Consider the following 15588-nt stretch of genomic DNA (forward strand, 5'->3'; position numbering starts at 1 on the left):
CAGCAATTAAGAAAAATAAAACTTCCGATAAAAAAGAACATTTGAAAGTTGATTCAAAAAATGGTATTCTTCTGATGAGTAAAGAAAAAATCTTTATAAAGATGTATATAAAATGTTTCATACTTATTATAAAGAAAGCAATGAAACTAAATGAAACTATAAGATCACAACTTTAGGCTATGTTTATCATGCGAAGTACCAAAACCAGTGCATTTTCCAGAGATTTATTGAATATTATTAAAAATTCACCCCAACGAGCTGATGAAAAAAAAGAAAAGAATTTCGAAATCTTTCAAAAAAAACTGGATGACTATTTTTCAAAAAGAGACTTAAATGCTGAAAAAGATTTAATTATAACACAACTCAAGCTCTAGGTGATCTCAAAAAATTCGCTGATCAGATTTTTTCCACAGGTCCATTTCATTCTAAGTAATATTTGATGAAATTTTTAAGGAAGGAGCTTTATCACTTGGTACTCGAGAAGATAAAAAACGCTCTAAAAAGTTTGAGGCATTGAAAGAGCAATATGACACAACTTATCGTTTCCTTGTGAAAGGATTACAAGAGATGGAGCCTAAAAAATCTATTTATCCCGATGCAAATTTCTCGATGCGACTCAGCTATGGTCAAGTCTATCCGTTGCCTACTAACTTGAAAAACGACGCAAAAATTAACTATTATACTACTCTAAATGGAACCCAGCTAAGTAATAAGCCAGGCGATGAAGAGTTTGATCTTCCACCGGATCTTATTGAACTTTACAAAAGGCAAGATTATGGACCTTATGCAGATAAAGAGGGATTTACCGGTAAACTTTCTTACAAAATAACCATATTACCGGAGGTAACTCCGGCTCGTCCCTTCTTAACGCCCAGGGAGAGCTCATCGGCTTGGCATTTGATGAAAACTGGGAAGCTATGAGTGGGGGATATTGCTTTTGAAAAAGAAATCCAGCGCGCCATCGCAGTAGATATCTGTTATGTTCTTTTCTTAATCGAAAAACTTACCAAAGCCAATTATCTGATAGATGAACTGAAAATCGTGCAATAAAAGCTGCTTGTAAAAAAAAGCACCTATGGACATTGTGAGTCTTTCATTTCTCTTTCTCTCTTGAGAGAGGATCTTTTTTCTGATTGCGATTTTTTCTTCTCAAGAGAAGATTGAAAATCTTCCATAACCGGCTTTACGGTTTCTTGTGGGATATCTGAAATACGTATATACATCAAGCCATCGGTAGCGTCATTGAATTTAGGATCTACATTAAAAGCTACCACACGGGCATTTTGTTTAATATACTTTTTAATTAATACTGGAAGTCGAAGATGACCGGGCTCAATCTCATCTATAAGTTTATCAAATTTGTTGAGATCTGCCTTAGATTCATCAAAAATAAACTCCTTATCGCTTTCTTTAAGACGAACCTTATAAGCATTCTTTGGACGAACATACTGAGCTACAAAAGGATCGTAGAAATGAGATTTCATGAATTCAATCATAACAGAAATGGAAAAATCGGAAAATTGATTGCTAATACTCACTCCGCCAACTAAGTATTTGTATTCCGGAAAACGCAAGGTCATATGAACTATACCGCGCCAAAGCAAAAACAATGGCAAAGGTTTCTGTTGGTATTCTTTGATCAGAAAAGAACGTCCCATTTCAATGCTTTTGCTAAAAAAGGGATATAATTCAGAGTCAAAATCAAAAAGACCGGATAAATAAAATCCCTTAATACCGTATTTATTAAAAATCTCTTTGCCAAATCCAAGTCGGTAAGCCCCGACGATTTTTTCAGCTTCTTTATCCCATACAAACAGATGATGGTAATATTCATCAAAGTGATCACGATCCAATGCCTCATTCGTACCTTCGCCTACTTCACGATAAGTGATTTCTCTCAAACGCGCAATTTCATTAAAAATATTTGGAGCCTTGGAAGCGAGCGTGCAAAATATCTCATAATTGCTGCTGGTAAAAAGTAAATCCTCAGCATAGAGTCCCGAAAGATTCTTTTTGATAAGTTCCAACGGAATACTTGAAATAATCTTCTTGATTTTTTTTTTATTTTTATAAAGCTGCTCCTTAATGGCAGAAGCTGGTAATTTTTTCTCATAAATATTAGCCAGGACATAGGTTTTTTTCCTTAGAAAATCCGACACCTCCTCGATACCTTTCATCTCTGCTAGCTGTTTGGGCAATATAGGCTTACCTATACGCATACGTAAAGTTTTCCCCTTTTGCCGAAAAACCTCAGAAGGAAGCATAGCTGTTCTTAATTTACCGTTTAAAGAAGAAAGTCGATAAAACCAAAGACTATTGCGACCGTGAAAGTATACAGGAATGACCGGAACCTGAACTTTCATAAGCATCTTTATAGCTGGTGCTTGCCAGGCTCTGTCGGTAATCTCTCCTCCTCTTTTATGAATTTGCGAGACCTCCCCGGCCGGGAACATTCCCATGGGATGTCCTTTTTTAAGATGTGAAAGCGCACTTTTGATTCCACTTATACTTGAGGAAATTTCTTTATAGTCCTCAAGAGGGTTCACCGATAGCACGTAAGGCTGCAGAGGAGCGACTTTATTAAGTAAGAAGTTAGCCATTACCTTAAAATCTGGACGTTCTTTTGAGAGGATTTTTATTAATAGAATACCGTCAAGCGCTCCTAAAGGATGATTGGAAATAGTGATAAAAGGACCATTTTCAGGAATGCGCTTGAGATCATCCGCGTGTACGTCATAGTTAAGCTGAAATTTATCGATCAAAGCTTGTAAAAAATCCTGTCCTTTGAGATGTTTACAACTCTCATATACCTCATTAACACGATTAAGTGATAAGATGGACATAAGGGAAGTGATCAGAAAATCGCCTAGCTTGCCGTATCTTTTTAAACCAAGGGCTTTTTTCAGTTGTTCTTGTGTAACTAATTCCATTATTCTTCTACTACCCATTGTGCAGTATCTGTAGTAAGCTGCCTCAATAAAATATTTTTGTTTGATGAGATCTTTGTCATAGATTCTGCATCATAATGCCTTAAGGTATAAAGAGAAACACCTCTGGAAATACGCATTCTATATTGGTTTTGCCATTTCTCGAGAAAATGTTCAAGGTGCTTGAAAGTATCCTCGATACATACTGAAAAGCTTATGGCCGAGCTCTGCATTAAGTTAACCTTAATAGCAAATTCAGCAAAAATTTTGAAAATCTCACTGATGTTATGCTCAGCGATAAAAGCAAAATCTTTGCTTGAGAATGATAAAAGCACCTGATTCTTCTTAAGAATATAACAGGGAAGCATAGGAAGCAACATAGGGCCCTTTTTAACAGAGGTTCCTGGCTGTTTAAGATTCAAAAAAGAACGAACGTATAAGGGTATACTTTTATCCTGGAGGGGTTGAAGGGTTTTAGGATGAATTACTGAAGCTCCGTAATAAGCTAACTCTATAGCTTCTTCATAGGAGAGTTGCTGCAAGAGTTTTGTCTCTGAAAAATAACGCGGATCTGCATTTAATACACCGGGCACATCTTTCCATATAGTCTGACTCTCGCCATCTAGGCACCATGCGAAAATGGCTGCTGTATAATCTGAGCCTTCCCTACCTAAAGTGGTGGTAAAGCCATTAAAATCTGATCCTATAAAACCTTGTGTAACATAAAAGGCGTCTTTTTTTAAAATTCCTATCCTTTTAGCTGTCTCTTGCCAGTCGACGTTTGCTTGACGATAATTAACATCGGTTTTTATATAGTCTCGAACATCCAGCCATTCATTTTCTATACCTATAAGTCGAAGATATTCGCTGATGATTTTTGTAGAGATGAGTTCGCCAAAACTTACGATTTGATCATACACAAAATCATAACTCGGTGATTTATTCCTTTGAAAAAAAATCTTTATATCGGAAAAAAAAACATCAATCTCTTCAAATATGGAATGAGTCGATAAAAACAAGGTTGTGGTGATTTGCAAATGATCTTGAGCAATTTGCGCAATACTTGCATCAATATCTTGTTTCGAGAAATACATCTGCACTAGCCTCTCAAGAGTATTAGTAGTCTTTCCCATAGCTGAAACTACCATCAAAATATTCTTATATCCCACAGTTTTCAGAACTGTAGCTATATTTTTTACGCTCGCTGCATCTTTTATAGATGCGCCCCCAAATTTGTAAACTTTCATCTCGAGTAACCTGGATTTTAAGCTATTTTATCTGCATTAAAACATATTTCAAAATTCGTTCAAAATTTATAAATTCAATTCAATAAAAAAATGTATTCTATGCTGTGTTCGTTTCTTTAGAAGAGATCTAAATTGATTTATTATTTGACCCTTCATTCTCATTACTATAAGAAAAACTATACCCCTAAAGAATTTATAAAGTAAATCAAAACGAATTTATTTCCCCCACAGGGGAGCTCTCACAGCCTTTAGTTCAATAACTAATTACCTGCTAAGGTAATCAATCGTAAGGTAAACCGAAATACCAATAATATACATTGGTAAAAGTGGTGTAATGAATATACACGTCGAAACTCAACAAAAATCGATGAATTTGCTTAATAATGTGTTTATTGAAGCTCTTATAGAGAAATGTAGTATGTGGCATTACTTCATCAGCAAGAGAGTGAAAATTTTATTGCTGTATAAAGGCTATTCCAAATTTCTTAAAAGAAAATATGTAGCGTTAATAGATCTATCGAACAGATCTGCCAAGATTTATGCGAACATTTTTTCCATCTATAAAAAAATAAGTTCTAAAGTAAAAGAAGTAAAGCTTAAATATTTTTTACAAAAAGCTTAAGAGAAAATTGCAGCAGGCTATATCATCTACTGCTCATCAACTATGCTAGATACACCATAGACCATGAAATGAACAAGTTTACCTTAAATCCTTCGCTAGGTACATTTTAATTTATCCGATTCTCGGATGCAATTTATGAATGAAAGTTAAATCTACTCTATTAGATATAGGGAATTACAGAGATTTCTCAAAAAATGAGTTAAAAAAGCTTACATGTGCCGCCTAAAGGTAAGTTAAGGCTGCTCTGATCGAGTGTAATTCTATGGCTTTTAGCCGAGCAAGCTGGTGGAAAGGTTTCTGAAGGACATAGGCGAATACTAGATTTCAGCCTGAAAATCTTCACCAACAAGCTCCTTTTTTTGTGGATGTTTCAAAATTGTATAGAAAGCAAAAGAACTTATGCAACCTTAACGAGGTTTATATTCTAAGACCATTTCATTTTTTTTAAGAAAAGGAACTAATTTTAAAATATAATGATCAGAAACCATCATTTTAAGAAATACGAACGCTTAAAAAGCAGGCAAAAGATGATAGAGATCTTCAAAAAAGGTCATATTCTACAAACTGAGGCCTTAAAAATGATCTATCTTAAAAATGTACCTGAGCAAAAGGACACACAGATAGGCGTATCAGCGCCTAAAAAATTTGTCAAAAAAGCTGTAGAGAGGAATCAAATCAAAAGGCGCCTGAGAAGCGCTTATAGAATTAACAAGCATCTTTTGAATAAAACTGAGACAAATTATTCTATATTTTTTATCTGGATGGATAAAGAGTTGCTCGATTTTCAAAAAACAGAGCAACTCGTTAAAAGAAGTCTTTTTTTTCTAACGCAGGAAAAGAGATGATATTTTCTCAGAAAAAGCTATCATCAGCAATTTTTTTTCTTTGCAAAGTGTTTTTCTCTCTAAACTTAGCAAGCAATAAATAAATGACAACTAATAAGAATCCACACAGAGCGATAAGCGAGCCCAACCAACGCCTTAGAGAATAAATGTCGGCCGGATCTTTTTCTTCATCGAATATCAGATATATATAGAACCCCGCTAAGAAAACAAAAGCGCAGAGCAGTATATACAAAAACTTTTTCATAATTACTTTTTCAGGTCTGAATGAGCTTGTAAGCATTAGCGGCAAACATTTTCACGGCAAAGGCTAAAAGTACGATTCCAAATACTTTTTTAAGCACATTTAAGCCATCTTTACCCATTTTTCGCGCTACAAAATCAGATTTCTCAATTACTAAATAAGCCACTAACATATTCATAACTAAGGCTATGATAATAACACTAAGGCTATAGGCAGCTCGAAGGGAAATCAAGGTGGTTAAAGAACCAGGGCCGGCAATCAATGGAAAAGCTATAGGAACAATCGAAGCCTGCGCGCTTTCAGAGGTTTTATGAAGTTCTATCCCCAGGATCATCTCCAAAGCGATAAAAAAAAGCACTATAGAGCCAGCCACGGAAAAAGAATTCACATCGATCCCGATGATAGTTAATATGGACTGACCTAAAAAGAGGAAAGAAAGAAAAATGCATAAGCACGCCAAAACAACTTTCTTCGAATCGATAAGATTTCCTTTGGTTTTAAAATTCATGATAGTAGGAGTATTTCCTATAATATCAATGATGCTGAAAAGTACCATAAAACAGCTCACACATTGTTTGATCCACTCCATATAATTAATTATACTTGCGTAAAAAAGCGCCATTGAAGTTAAAGATTTTAAATAAACGAAGAGTTTTTTCCTGTTATTACTTTACTGAGCAAGTTTTCGCGTCGATATTTGCGAAACAGCTGAGCAACTATCTGAACACTCTCTTCACAGCGTTGTACAATATTATTCCACTGTTTTCTTTTCTCATAATACATATGATATACTTCATTTTCCTTTACACCCCTATTATTAGGAATATGAAAAACTTCCGCTAATAGCTCTAAAGATGTAAAATATCTGCAGTCTCCAAAACGCCAGAGGTCCATAGTATCGAGATATGTGCTTTCCCATGGTTTTTTACCTTGTAAATCAAGAACATCAGAAATCTGGAGATTGTTGATCAACATGCGTCTGCAAAGAAAAGGAAAATAAAACTCTTTAGCATTATGCGCACAAAGAAAATGCTCTGAAGGGTTGTAATGTTTATTTAACAAATCGATGAACTCTGCTAACAGTGCCGACTCATTATCACCATAGAAACTCTTTACACGAAATGCATCTGTGCCTTGGATATAGCCACAAGAAATACAAAGAACTCTAGAGAATTCCGCCCATATAGCCGCTCGTTCCATGAAATATTCCTCTACTCTGCGCTCTTCTTCCTTTATATGAGCGATTTTATTTCTGAAAATTCGCCTCATAGTCTCGGAAAGCTCTTCAAAATGAGCTACCACAGGAACTGTTTCAATATGGACAAAAAGAACGGATTCAGAAGGAATTTTAGCAATCCTCACTATTAAATAAAATTAATTTGCAGCAGTCTGATCAGTCTTTTTCTTGCGTCTTAAATTTTTTTGACTTAAACGAGTACTCCCATAAGTACCTCTGTTAATTTTTCCGTGACGGGTTTTCTGATCCCCCTTTCCCATAATCTATTTATTTTTGTGATTTAGAAATAGTTGATTTATTGTATGCACAAAGTTAAAAAATATTACATTAAAGAACTTCACCAAGTTATAAGATTTTCATGAAAAAAGCGCTTATCATCGTTGATGTTTAAAATGATTTTATAGAAGATGGAGCGTTGCCCATACCAAAGGGAAGTGACATTATTTTTGAGATAAATCAAGAACAAAAAAAATTGATCTGATAGTGGCTACGAAGGATTGGCATCCGTCTGATCATAAAAGTTTTACTCCGATCAACCTAAAAAAAAGCATTTAAAAGCATTCTTTGGCAAGGGAAAGAGCAAGCATTTTGGCCTGAGCATTGCATACAGGGTAGCAAAGGTCCAGATTTGGTCGAATCATCTAGACACCGGGCTGTGCGAGCTATATTTAGAAGGGGCATGCATCCGGAAAGAGGTAGCTATAGTGCATTTTGATAATGCACATCTTCATGCTACAGACCTGGGTAGTTACTCAATAGCTTGGGAGTAGAATCAGTTTTTATCTGTGGATTGGCCGCTGATTATTGTGTATATTACACGGATTAGGATGCTAAATTTGGTATTCAACGATTTTTATCTATGTCACTTAACAAGATATATCGATAAAGAATACTATTTATTAAAAGCTCTTGAAAAAATGAAATCAAAAGATATACATCTGGAAAATAAAATGCATTAATTATGGAGTCTATTATCGATAAGCTAATTAATGATATAAACGCCTTTGAAGAAAGATTTAATTTTTCTCAAAATCAAAAAGAATTAATTAAGATTTTAAACAAAGAACTTCCAGAAAAACTTCATAGAAAAATTGGAAAACTCTGTTTTAAGTGTCTTGAAAGCCCTCATATAAGCACGGAGGTAAAAAAACTGGCAAAAAAACGTCTTTTCAAATTACTCAAAAAATATCCCAGAATAGCGGAAAATAATAAAAAACCCACTTAAAATTCTAAATTTTCAGGAAATTAACATTTTAGAGGCTTTACCAACGGCATCACAAAGTTTTTCAACTTCTTCCAGCGTATTATAAACAGCAAAGCTCGCGCGTACTGTTCCCGGGGCATTTAATACACGCATAAGAGGCTGTGCGCAGTGATGCCCCGTACGTACTGCAATACCCATTCTATCGAGAATACTACCTACATCAAATGGATGAGCGCATGATAAATTAAAAGAGGTTACGGCTGAACGCAACGCTCTATTGGCATAGAGCAAAAGATTAGGTATCTCTTGTAAAGATCTGTTTGCTTCATCGAGTAAATAAGTTTCATATATCTTAATACGTTCCATGCCTATATGCTCTAAAAAGCTAAACGCTTGCTCCCAAGCAATAATACCGGCGATATTAGGCGTACCGGCCTCTAGCTTAAATGGTAACTCTGCATAAAGCGTTTTTTCGAAAGAAACTTCTTTAATCATTTCACCTCCTCCTTGCCAGGGGGGAAATCGTTCTAATAATTTTCTCTTTCCATAAAGCGCTCCAACCCCTGTAGGTCCATACATCTTGTGAGCGGAAAAAGCATAAAAATCAACACCTAACTCGCGTACATCTATCTGACTGTGCGAGATGGCCTGAGCGCCATCTATAAGCACCCAGGCACCTTGTTCATGTGCTTTTTTTATGATTTTCCTTACAGGATTTATCACTCCCAAAGCGTTGGAAACATGGTTAACCGCCACTAGACGTGTTCGCTCATTTAAAAGCGTGTCGAGGCATTCTAAATTTAAACAAGCATTACGATCTATAGGTATGATGCGTAAGCGCGCTTTTTTGCGTTGACAGAGCATCTGCCAGGGAACAATATTCGAGTGGTGTTCCAATTCAGAAAGAATGATCTCATCTCCTTCATTTATGAAATCACTTATAATTACAGAGATTAAATTAATAGATTCGGTAGTACCTTTGGTGAATATGATCTCCTGTACGTTCGAAGCGTTAATAAACTGACGAAGATGCTCCCGACTTTGCTCCATGGCTTCTGTAGCGAGATTACTGATATAGTGAACGCCGCGATGCACATTGGCATTTATAGTAAGATAGTACTCATCTATAGCATTAATAACTGCTGAGGGTTTTTGGGTAGTAGCTGCATTATCCAAATATATCCAGGGCTTTTGATAAACCTCTTGACAGAGGATAGGAAAATTAGCACGAATTTCAAGAATTTCTGATGGTGATAGCATTTTAAGTGTTATAAAGCGAATTCAAAATGCACATTCAATTTTTTACCTATAAGCTCGTGAATATGGTTTTTCAATTGTGGAATAGGAATATGCTCGAGCACCTCCCTGGAAAAAGCAAACAAGAGTTGGGCACGAGCTTGTTTTTCAGGAATGCCTCGCGATCGCAAATAAAAAAGAGCTTGCTGATTGAGTTGCCCTACCGTGCAACCATGGGAGCAGCGGACGTCATCGGCAAAGATTTCAAGTTGCGGCTTTGTATTTATGGTAGCCTCATGAGAAAGTAAGACATTATTGCTCTGCTGAAAAGCATTGGTTTTCTGCGCTTGTTTACGCACCGTAATTTTTCCATTGAAAACCCCTATGGATTTGTCGTCAAAAATACCCTTATAAATCTCATGACTTTGACCATTAGGATGTGCGTGCTCCATCAAAGTGTGGTGATCTACCAAACTCTCTCCCTGCAGAATACTAAGACCGTTGAGATGTGAATGTACTTCTTGATCGCGTTGATAAACATGTAGGTTATTTCGCACAAGCTCCCCTCCAAATGAAAAGGTGCCTATTGAGCATTGACTTCCATGATCTTGTGAAACAAACGTATGATCTATCAAAGAGGCCTGAGGTATATCATTCTGAATTTTGAAATATTCCAAATGGCTATAAGCATTAGCATAAATTTCGGTCACTGAATTGCTTAAAGGGGAATGATTCCCCAAGGCATGATGACGCTCTATGATTTGCAAATGAGCGCCCTTTCCCAAAATCATCAAATTTCTGGGATGAAGCAAAGTATGGTCAGCTCCCCTACCGGTAGAGAGATACAAGATTTGAACAGGCTTTTCAACTAAAGTCCCCTCAGGAATATAAATATAAGCTCCATCTTGCGAAAAAGCTGTATTGAGCGCACTTAGACCCTCCTGATTCGGAATCAATTTAGAATAATAATTTTCTATGACTGATCCATATTTTTTTAGAGAAAGCGCATGCGAGAGTACACAAATATCTTTATCCTGGTGAGTAGTTTCAGAGAGCCAGGAACTATACACTCCATCTACAAATACCAGGCGAAAACTATCGAGATCATCCAAAAGATAAGGTTGTATATCCTTACGTTCCACTGAAGTCTTCTGAGGGGCAAAAATCGTATAATCTCGCTTAAGTAAAGGCATAAGATGGGTGTATTTCCATTCCTCGTCATTAGGCATTGGAAAACCTCTTTTTTCGAACACATCAATAGCCATGCAGCGAAGCTGATGAACATACCTATTGACAGGAATCTGTGTTTCTCGCTGCGCGATATAAGAAGATATGATTCTGTCTTTCAGATCCATTATTGAAATTTTTTTACTTCTTTTTTAATCCAGTCATAGCCTTTCTTCTCAAGCTCCAGGGCAAGTTCCCGATCACCTGATTTAACAATTTTCCCTTGATAAAGTACATGCACGTAATCTGGTATAATATATTTTAAAAGACGCTGATAATGTGTGATGATCAAAATTGCATTGTGACTACTTTTTAGCGTATTGACACCTTCTGATACTATTCGAAGCGCATCGATATCCAAACCCGAATCGGTCTCATCAAGAATGGCTAGCTTGGGCTCAAGCATGGACATTTGGAAGACCTCATTGCGTTTTTTTTCTCCCCCCGAAAAACCCTCGTTTAATGAACGAGAAAGAAAGTTTTTGTCAATTCCTAAGAGTGCTGATTTCTCGCGAATCTTTTTAAGCATTTGAGCTGCCGACATTTCTTCTAAATTCCTGGCTTTCCTAGAAGCATTCACAGCTGTACGAATGAAATTGGTGACCGATACTCCAGGAATCTCCACAGGATATTGAAAAGAGAGAAAGATGCCCAAGTGCGCTCTCTCCTCCGGAGAGAGACCTGAAATGTCTTCTCCTTCAAAAAGGAGGCTTCCCTGCGTTAGCTCATACTCTTCTTTACCAGATATAATTGAAGAAAGCGTACTTTTTCCCGAACCATTAGGACCCATAATGGCATGAATCTCGCCCGATTTGATTTCGAGATTAATTCCTCGAAGAATATCTTTTCCTTCTATACGGGCATGAAGATTGGTGATATTTAACATAATGAATATTGTAAAGGGAAGCTTAAGGGGAAAAATATTTTGTATTATCCCACGGATCCTTCAAGAGAAATTTCTAAGAGCTTTCTAGCCTCGACAGCAAATTCCATGGGCAGTTTATTGAGCACTTTACTACTGAAACCATTTACGATGAGAGCTATCGCTTTTTCATCGTCTATACCTCGTTGATTGCAATAAAAAATCTGGTCTTCACCGATTTTTGAAGTGGTAGCTTCATGTTCTATCTGAGCTGAAGGATTTTTCACCTCTATATAAGGAAAAGTATGCGCTCCACATGAATTGCCCATAAGTAAGGAATCGCACTGAGAAAAATTGCGGGCATTTTGAGCTTTTGAAGATATTTTCACTAAGCCACGATAACTGTTTTGAGAGTTTCCCGCAGAGATTCCTTTGGAAATAACAGTGCTTCGCGTATTCTTTCCTATATGAATCATCTTAGTGCCAGTATCGGCTTGTTGAAAGTTTTTGGTCAAGGCTATCGAGTAGAACTCACCCACAGAATCATCTCCTTTTAAGATACAAGAAGGATATTTCCAGGTGACAGCTGAGCCAGTTTCCACTTGTGTCCAAGAAATCTTAGCATGTTTTTCACAAAGTCCGCGTTTGGTAACAAAATTATAAACGCCGCCTTTTCCGTCTTTATCTCCAGGAAACCAATTTTGTACAGTGGAATACTTGATTTCAGATCTTTCTAAGGCGATAAGCTCCACTACAGCAGCATGAAGCTGATTTTCATCACGTTGCGGAGCAGTACACCCTTCAAGATAACTCACATAGGACCCTTCATCAGCAATGACCAGAGTCCGTTCAAATTGCCCCGTTCCACCTTCATTTATACGAAAATAAGTAGAAAGCTCCATTGGGCAGTGTACCCCTTTAGGAATATAACAGAATGAACCATCGGAAAAAACGGCTGAATTCAGAGCTGCATAAAAATTGTCCGTCCGAGGAACCACAGTTCCTATATATTTTTTAACCAATTCGGAATGCTCGCGTATTGCTTCGCTGATGGGGCAAAAAATTATACCTTTTTCAGCCAAAGTCTCTTTAAAAGTAGTAGCTACCGAAACTGAATCCATTACTATATCGACAGCTACACCGCTCAAGCGCTTCTGCTCTTCTAATGAAATACCCAGTTTTTTGAAAGTATCGAGCAGATCAGAATCTACCTCATCAGAACTATTGAGTACAGTTTTTTTTTTTGGCGCAGCGTAATAGCTGATATCTTGAAAATCAGGTTTTTTATAACGAACATTGGCCCATTGAGGTTCTTTCATATCTTTCCAGACGCGAAAAGCTTCCAATCGCCATTGGACCATCCATTCAGGCTCACCCTTTTTTTCAGAAAGAGCTCGAACGACACTTTCGTCCAAACCTTTAGGAAATTTATCAGAGTCAATCTGAATATAAAAACCATATTTATAATCGGACTCGGTGACTTCTTTAAGAATTTTATCGTCTTTACTCATGAAAGCTTTTTAATGTCATGCGGAAAATACAAGCTAAAATCTTACTCAAGCAGAAAAACTCTCGCCACAACCGCAAGTTCGCGTAGCATTTGGATTATTGAAATAAAAACCTCGACCGTTCAAACCTCCAGAGTATTCAAGTGTGGTACCGGCTAAATAAAGAACACTTTGTTTGTTAACAAGAATCTTTACTTCACCTTCTTCAAAAATCTTATCTTCTTCAGTTTTTTCTTGATCAAAGGTAAGCTCATAAGAAAGTCCGGAACATCCTCCATTTCTCACTCCAAAACGCACGAATGAGGCAGCAGGTGATAGTCCTTCTTCTTTCATCAATGCAATTAATTTTTCTTTGGCTGGCTCAGATATATTTACCATGATTAGAATTTTTAACACACAAAATTAGCACTATTTAAGGATTTTTCGATATTTTTGAAGGAAAAAAATCTAGGAATATATTCATAAATCAATTAAATATACACAATAGTTATTGTATAAATACTATTATGATTTTTATTAATATTTGGATGGATTTTATATTTTACAGCAACTATTGAAAATATTTTTTATATACTCATAAGTTTTGGCACACAGAAATAAATCATTAGCGCTAATACTCCAAATTTCTTAACTGAATTATAAATAAGCAAAAGAAGTTTCTTTTCATAATGGTTTTAGTAAAAATAAGGCAGAAAAATATAAATACTTTATAATTAATCTACATTCTAATAAATAGATTTAAAATTGCTCTGAATATCTTATGCATTTGAGTTTCTTATAAAAGGAATCTGTCATTAAGTGTGATAAAGCAGAGTTAAAATAAGAGTGTTTTAAGAACTACGAGCTACATAATGAAAAAACAAGAAGGCAATTAAAATGTTTATAGATTAACGAAAGAGACTTTTCAAAAAAAAAAAAATAAATAGTGTAAATATTATAAAAATCACTATAATATTTGCATGAGTTGTTTTACTGCAAATGCCTGCGCAGCCTGGCCACGGGAATATGAAGTTGTTCTCTATATTTTGCTACAGTACGTCTAGCTATGCTATATCCTTTTTTCCTGAGAAGTAAAGCCAATTTTTCATCGCTAAGAGGTGATTTCTTGCCTTCTTTACTAATGAGATCAGCTAATATTTTTTTTATCTCAATGGTAGACACCTCTTCTCCTTCTTCATTGGTCATACCCTCAGAGAAAAAATCTTTGATAAGAAAAGTACCATAAGGTGTTTCTATATATTTACTACTTACTACCCGAGATATGGTGGAAATGTCCATGCCTGTATAGATAGCGATATCTTTCAGAACCATAGGGTGCATTTTTTGTTCATCACCGCTCAGAAAATAAGCTCTTTGATAATCAACAATGGCGTTCATAGTTAATAACAGCGTATGCTCTCGCTGTTTAACAGCATCTATAAACCATTTAGCCGCATCGAGTTTTTGTTTGATGAAAAGAACTGCATTTTTTTGATGAGATGTTCTAGCGCCTTCCTGATAGGAACGCAACATATCGGCATAAGAAGGCGCTACTCTAAGTTCAGGAGCGTTACGAGTGTTAAGCGAGATTTCGAGTTGTCCTTCTACAATACGCAAGACAAAATCAGGAATGACTTGTTCTGTGGAAAATTGTCCTCCCTCATATATTTTACCAGGTTTAGGATTAAGACGTTCAATTTGATGAAGTATCACACGAAATTCCTCAGCACTGATTTGAAAACGCTCCTGAATTTTCTCGTAGTGTTTTTTTAAAAAAAGATCAAAAGCCTCGATAAGCAGATGCTTTGCCAGTACGATAACAGAAGATAAGGGCTTATTTTCAAGTTGAATCAATAAGCACTCTCTTAAATTTCTAGCTCCTACCCCATAAGGGTAAAGTTTTTGTACGACATGCAAAAGTAGATGTTCTATTTTATTTACATCCACGTGTAAACCAACTGTGAAAGCCATATCATCTGAGAGATTTTCCAGACTCCTACGTAGATAACCATCGTCATCTAAATTTCCTAAGATGAAATCAACTATAGCAAGATCTTCTTCACCTAATTGAAAAGTATGCAGTTGTCCGCGCAAATGATCAAAAAAACTCTCGGTTGAAATAGCTGAAAAAGTTTGTTCTTGCCAATCTGCACCCTGATGGTTCATACGCGTTTTGTAATCGGGCACTTCATCATCGCCAAGATATTCGTCAATATTGATATCAGAGGTATCTATAATTTGATCCCCTTCGCACTCATCAAAAGGAGCAATATCTTCATTAGTAGGCTCGCTTTCCTCATTATGACCAGGTTCAAGTGCAGGGTTTTCCTCAAACTCCCGATCAATGTGCTCTTCAAATGCCAGGGTGGGAAGCTGTATGAGCTTCATCAGCTGTATTTGTTGTGGGGATAGTTTATGTTGTAGTTTTTGCTGAAGACGCTGCTTTAACATTT

15 protein-coding genes and 1 pseudogene are annotated in these 15588 nt (G+C 36.3%); 4 read left to right on the plus strand and 12 right to left on the minus strand.

Features of this window, described 5'->3' with window-relative positions:
* The first annotated feature begins 188 nt into the window (after nucleotides 1–188).
* Both CS842_RS07015 and CS842_RS06155 read left to right on the plus strand, forming a co-directional pair.
* Nucleotides 189–374 carry a hypothetical protein gene (locus CS842_RS07015; protein ID WP_195909920.1) on the plus strand — a complete coding sequence of 62 codons (186 nt, stop codon included), beginning with the start codon at nucleotides 189–191 and terminating at the stop codon, nucleotides 372–374.
* A 70-nt stretch (nucleotides 375–444) separates the two neighbouring features.
* Nucleotides 445–1050 (plus strand): annotated as a pseudogene (locus tag CS842_RS06155) (S46 family peptidase).
* 23 nt (nucleotides 1051–1073) lie between these two features.
* Here CS842_RS06155 and CS842_RS06160 read toward each other — a convergent pair.
* A complete protein-coding gene (locus CS842_RS06160) occupies nucleotides 1074–2930 on the minus strand; it encodes a bifunctional lysophospholipid acyltransferase family protein/GNAT family N-acetyltransferase (protein ID WP_103327955.1) in 1857 nt (618 codons plus the stop codon).
* Complete coding sequence (locus CS842_RS06165) at nucleotides 2930–4174, minus strand: aspartate kinase (protein WP_103327956.1); 1245 nt, start codon at nucleotides 4172–4174, stop codon at nucleotides 2930–2932. The genes CS842_RS06160 and CS842_RS06165 overlap by 1 nt, the downstream gene beginning before the upstream one ends.
* Before the next feature lie 1095 nt (nucleotides 4175–5269).
* Between CS842_RS06165 and rnpA the strand changes: the two genes are divergently transcribed.
* A complete protein-coding gene (gene rnpA, locus CS842_RS06175; protein ID WP_103327958.1) occupies nucleotides 5270–5641 on the plus strand; it encodes a ribonuclease P protein component in 372 nt (123 codons plus the stop codon).
* A gap of 7 nt (nucleotides 5642–5648) precedes the next feature.
* Here rnpA and CS842_RS06180 read toward each other — a convergent pair whose 3' ends face one another.
* From CS842_RS06180 to CS842_RS08090, 4 genes are read right to left on the minus strand one after another with little or no spacing between them, the layout of a single operon-like run.
* Nucleotides 5649–5885 carry a hypothetical protein gene (locus CS842_RS06180; protein WP_103327959.1) on the minus strand — a complete coding sequence of 79 codons (237 nt, stop codon included), beginning with the start codon at nucleotides 5883–5885 and terminating at the stop codon, nucleotides 5649–5651.
* 10 nt (nucleotides 5886–5895) lie between these two features.
* On the minus strand, nucleotides 5896–6471 hold the full coding sequence (locus tag CS842_RS06185) for a MarC family protein (RefSeq protein ID WP_103328056.1): 576 nt from the start codon (nucleotides 6469–6471) through the stop codon (nucleotides 5896–5898).
* Between the two features lie 47 nt (nucleotides 6472–6518).
* Nucleotides 6519–7244 (minus strand): 3'-5' exonuclease family protein, encoded by a 726-nt coding sequence (locus CS842_RS06190; protein ID WP_103327960.1) that lies wholly within the window; start codon nucleotides 7242–7244, stop codon nucleotides 6519–6521.
* A gap of 12 nt (nucleotides 7245–7256) precedes the next feature.
* Complete coding sequence (locus tag CS842_RS08090) at nucleotides 7257–7379, minus strand: 30S ribosomal protein THX (protein WP_103327961.1); 123 nt, start codon at nucleotides 7377–7379, stop codon at nucleotides 7257–7259.
* A 701-nt stretch (nucleotides 7380–8080) separates the two neighbouring features.
* Here CS842_RS08090 and CS842_RS06200 point away from each other — a divergent pair.
* Nucleotides 8081–8344, plus strand: coding sequence for a hypothetical protein (locus tag CS842_RS06200; RefSeq protein WP_103327962.1), 264 nt, complete (start codon nucleotides 8081–8083; stop codon nucleotides 8342–8344).
* Between the two features lie 12 nt (nucleotides 8345–8356).
* Here the strand turns inward: CS842_RS06200 and CS842_RS06205 are convergent, their stop codons facing one another.
* The 6 genes from CS842_RS06205 to rpoN all read right to left on the minus strand — a co-directional run bounded on the left by CS842_RS06205 (nucleotide 8357) and on the right by rpoN (nucleotide 15586).
* Entirely contained in the window at nucleotides 8357–9583 is a 1227-nt protein-coding gene (locus tag CS842_RS06205) for an aminotransferase class V-fold PLP-dependent enzyme (protein WP_103327963.1), read from the minus strand.
* 8 nt (nucleotides 9584–9591) lie between these two features.
* Nucleotides 9592–10914 carry a Fe-S cluster assembly protein SufD gene (gene sufD, locus CS842_RS06210; RefSeq protein ID WP_103327964.1) on the minus strand — a complete coding sequence of 441 codons (1323 nt, stop codon included), beginning with the start codon at nucleotides 10912–10914 and terminating at the stop codon, nucleotides 9592–9594.
* Entirely contained in the window at nucleotides 10914–11672 is a 759-nt protein-coding gene (gene sufC, locus CS842_RS06215) for a Fe-S cluster assembly ATPase SufC (RefSeq protein WP_103327965.1), read from the minus strand. Before sufC ends, sufD begins: the two co-directional genes overlap by 1 nt.
* Nucleotides 11673–11716: 44 nt before the next feature.
* The gene (sufB, locus tag CS842_RS06220) at nucleotides 11717–13159 is read right to left on the minus strand and encodes a Fe-S cluster assembly protein SufB (protein WP_103327966.1); all 1443 of its coding nucleotides are present in this window, start codon (nucleotides 13157–13159) and stop codon (nucleotides 11717–11719) included.
* A gap of 45 nt (nucleotides 13160–13204) precedes the next feature.
* The gene (locus CS842_RS06225) at nucleotides 13205–13534 is read right to left on the minus strand and encodes a HesB/IscA family protein (RefSeq protein WP_103327967.1); all 330 of its coding nucleotides are present in this window, start codon (nucleotides 13532–13534) and stop codon (nucleotides 13205–13207) included.
* A 591-nt stretch (nucleotides 13535–14125) separates the two neighbouring features.
* Nucleotides 14126–15586 carry an RNA polymerase factor sigma-54 gene (gene rpoN / locus CS842_RS06230; RefSeq protein WP_103327968.1) on the minus strand — a complete coding sequence of 487 codons (1461 nt, stop codon included), beginning with the start codon at nucleotides 15584–15586 and terminating at the stop codon, nucleotides 14126–14128.
* Nucleotides 15587–15588: the final 2 nt, after the last annotated feature.

This window comes from Bacteroidetes bacterium endosymbiont of Geopemphigus sp. (genome assembly GCF_002904345.1).
GTDB lineage: Bacteria > Bacteroidota > Bacteroidia > Flavobacteriales > Blattabacteriaceae > GSPS2-BC2016.

Coding starts and splice junctions, on each gene's coding strand:
- CS842_RS07015 (WP_195909920.1), top strand. CDS start 189: ATGCGAAGTACCAAAACCAGTGCATTTTCCAGAGATTTATTGAATATT.
- CS842_RS06160 (WP_103327955.1), bottom strand. CDS start 2,930: ATGGAATTAGTTACACAAGAACAACTGAAAAAAGCCCTTGGTTTAAAA.
- CS842_RS06165 (WP_103327956.1), bottom strand. CDS start 4,174: ATGAAAGTTTACAAATTTGGGGGCGCATCTATAAAAGATGCAGCGAGC.
- rnpA (WP_103327958.1), top strand. CDS start 5,270: ATGATCAGAAACCATCATTTTAAGAAATACGAACGCTTAAAAAGCAGG.
- CS842_RS06180 (WP_103327959.1), bottom strand. CDS start 5,885: ATGAAAAAGTTTTTGTATATACTGCTCTGCGCTTTTGTTTTCTTAGCG.
- CS842_RS06185 (WP_103328056.1), bottom strand. CDS start 6,471: ATGGAGTGGATCAAACAATGTGTGAGCTGTTTTATGGTACTTTTCAGC.
- CS842_RS08090 (WP_103327961.1), bottom strand. CDS start 7,379: ATGGGAAAGGGGGATCAGAAAACCCGTCACGGAAAAATTAACAGAGGT.
- CS842_RS06200 (WP_103327962.1), top strand. CDS start 8,081: ATGGAGTCTATTATCGATAAGCTAATTAATGATATAAACGCCTTTGAA.
- CS842_RS06205 (WP_103327963.1), bottom strand. CDS start 9,583: ATGCTATCACCATCAGAAATTCTTGAAATTCGTGCTAATTTTCCTATC.
- sufD (WP_103327964.1), bottom strand. CDS start 10,914: ATGGATCTGAAAGACAGAATCATATCTTCTTATATCGCGCAGCGAGAA.
- sufC (WP_103327965.1), bottom strand. CDS start 11,672: ATGTTAAATATCACCAATCTTCATGCCCGTATAGAAGGAAAAGATATT.
- sufB (WP_103327966.1), bottom strand. CDS start 13,159: ATGAGTAAAGACGATAAAATTCTTAAAGAAGTCACCGAGTCCGATTAT.
- CS842_RS06225 (WP_103327967.1), bottom strand. CDS start 13,534: ATGGTAAATATATCTGAGCCAGCCAAAGAAAAATTAATTGCATTGATG.
- rpoN (WP_103327968.1), bottom strand. CDS start 15,586: ATGTTAAAGCAGCGTCTTCAGCAAAAACTACAACATAAACTATCCCCA.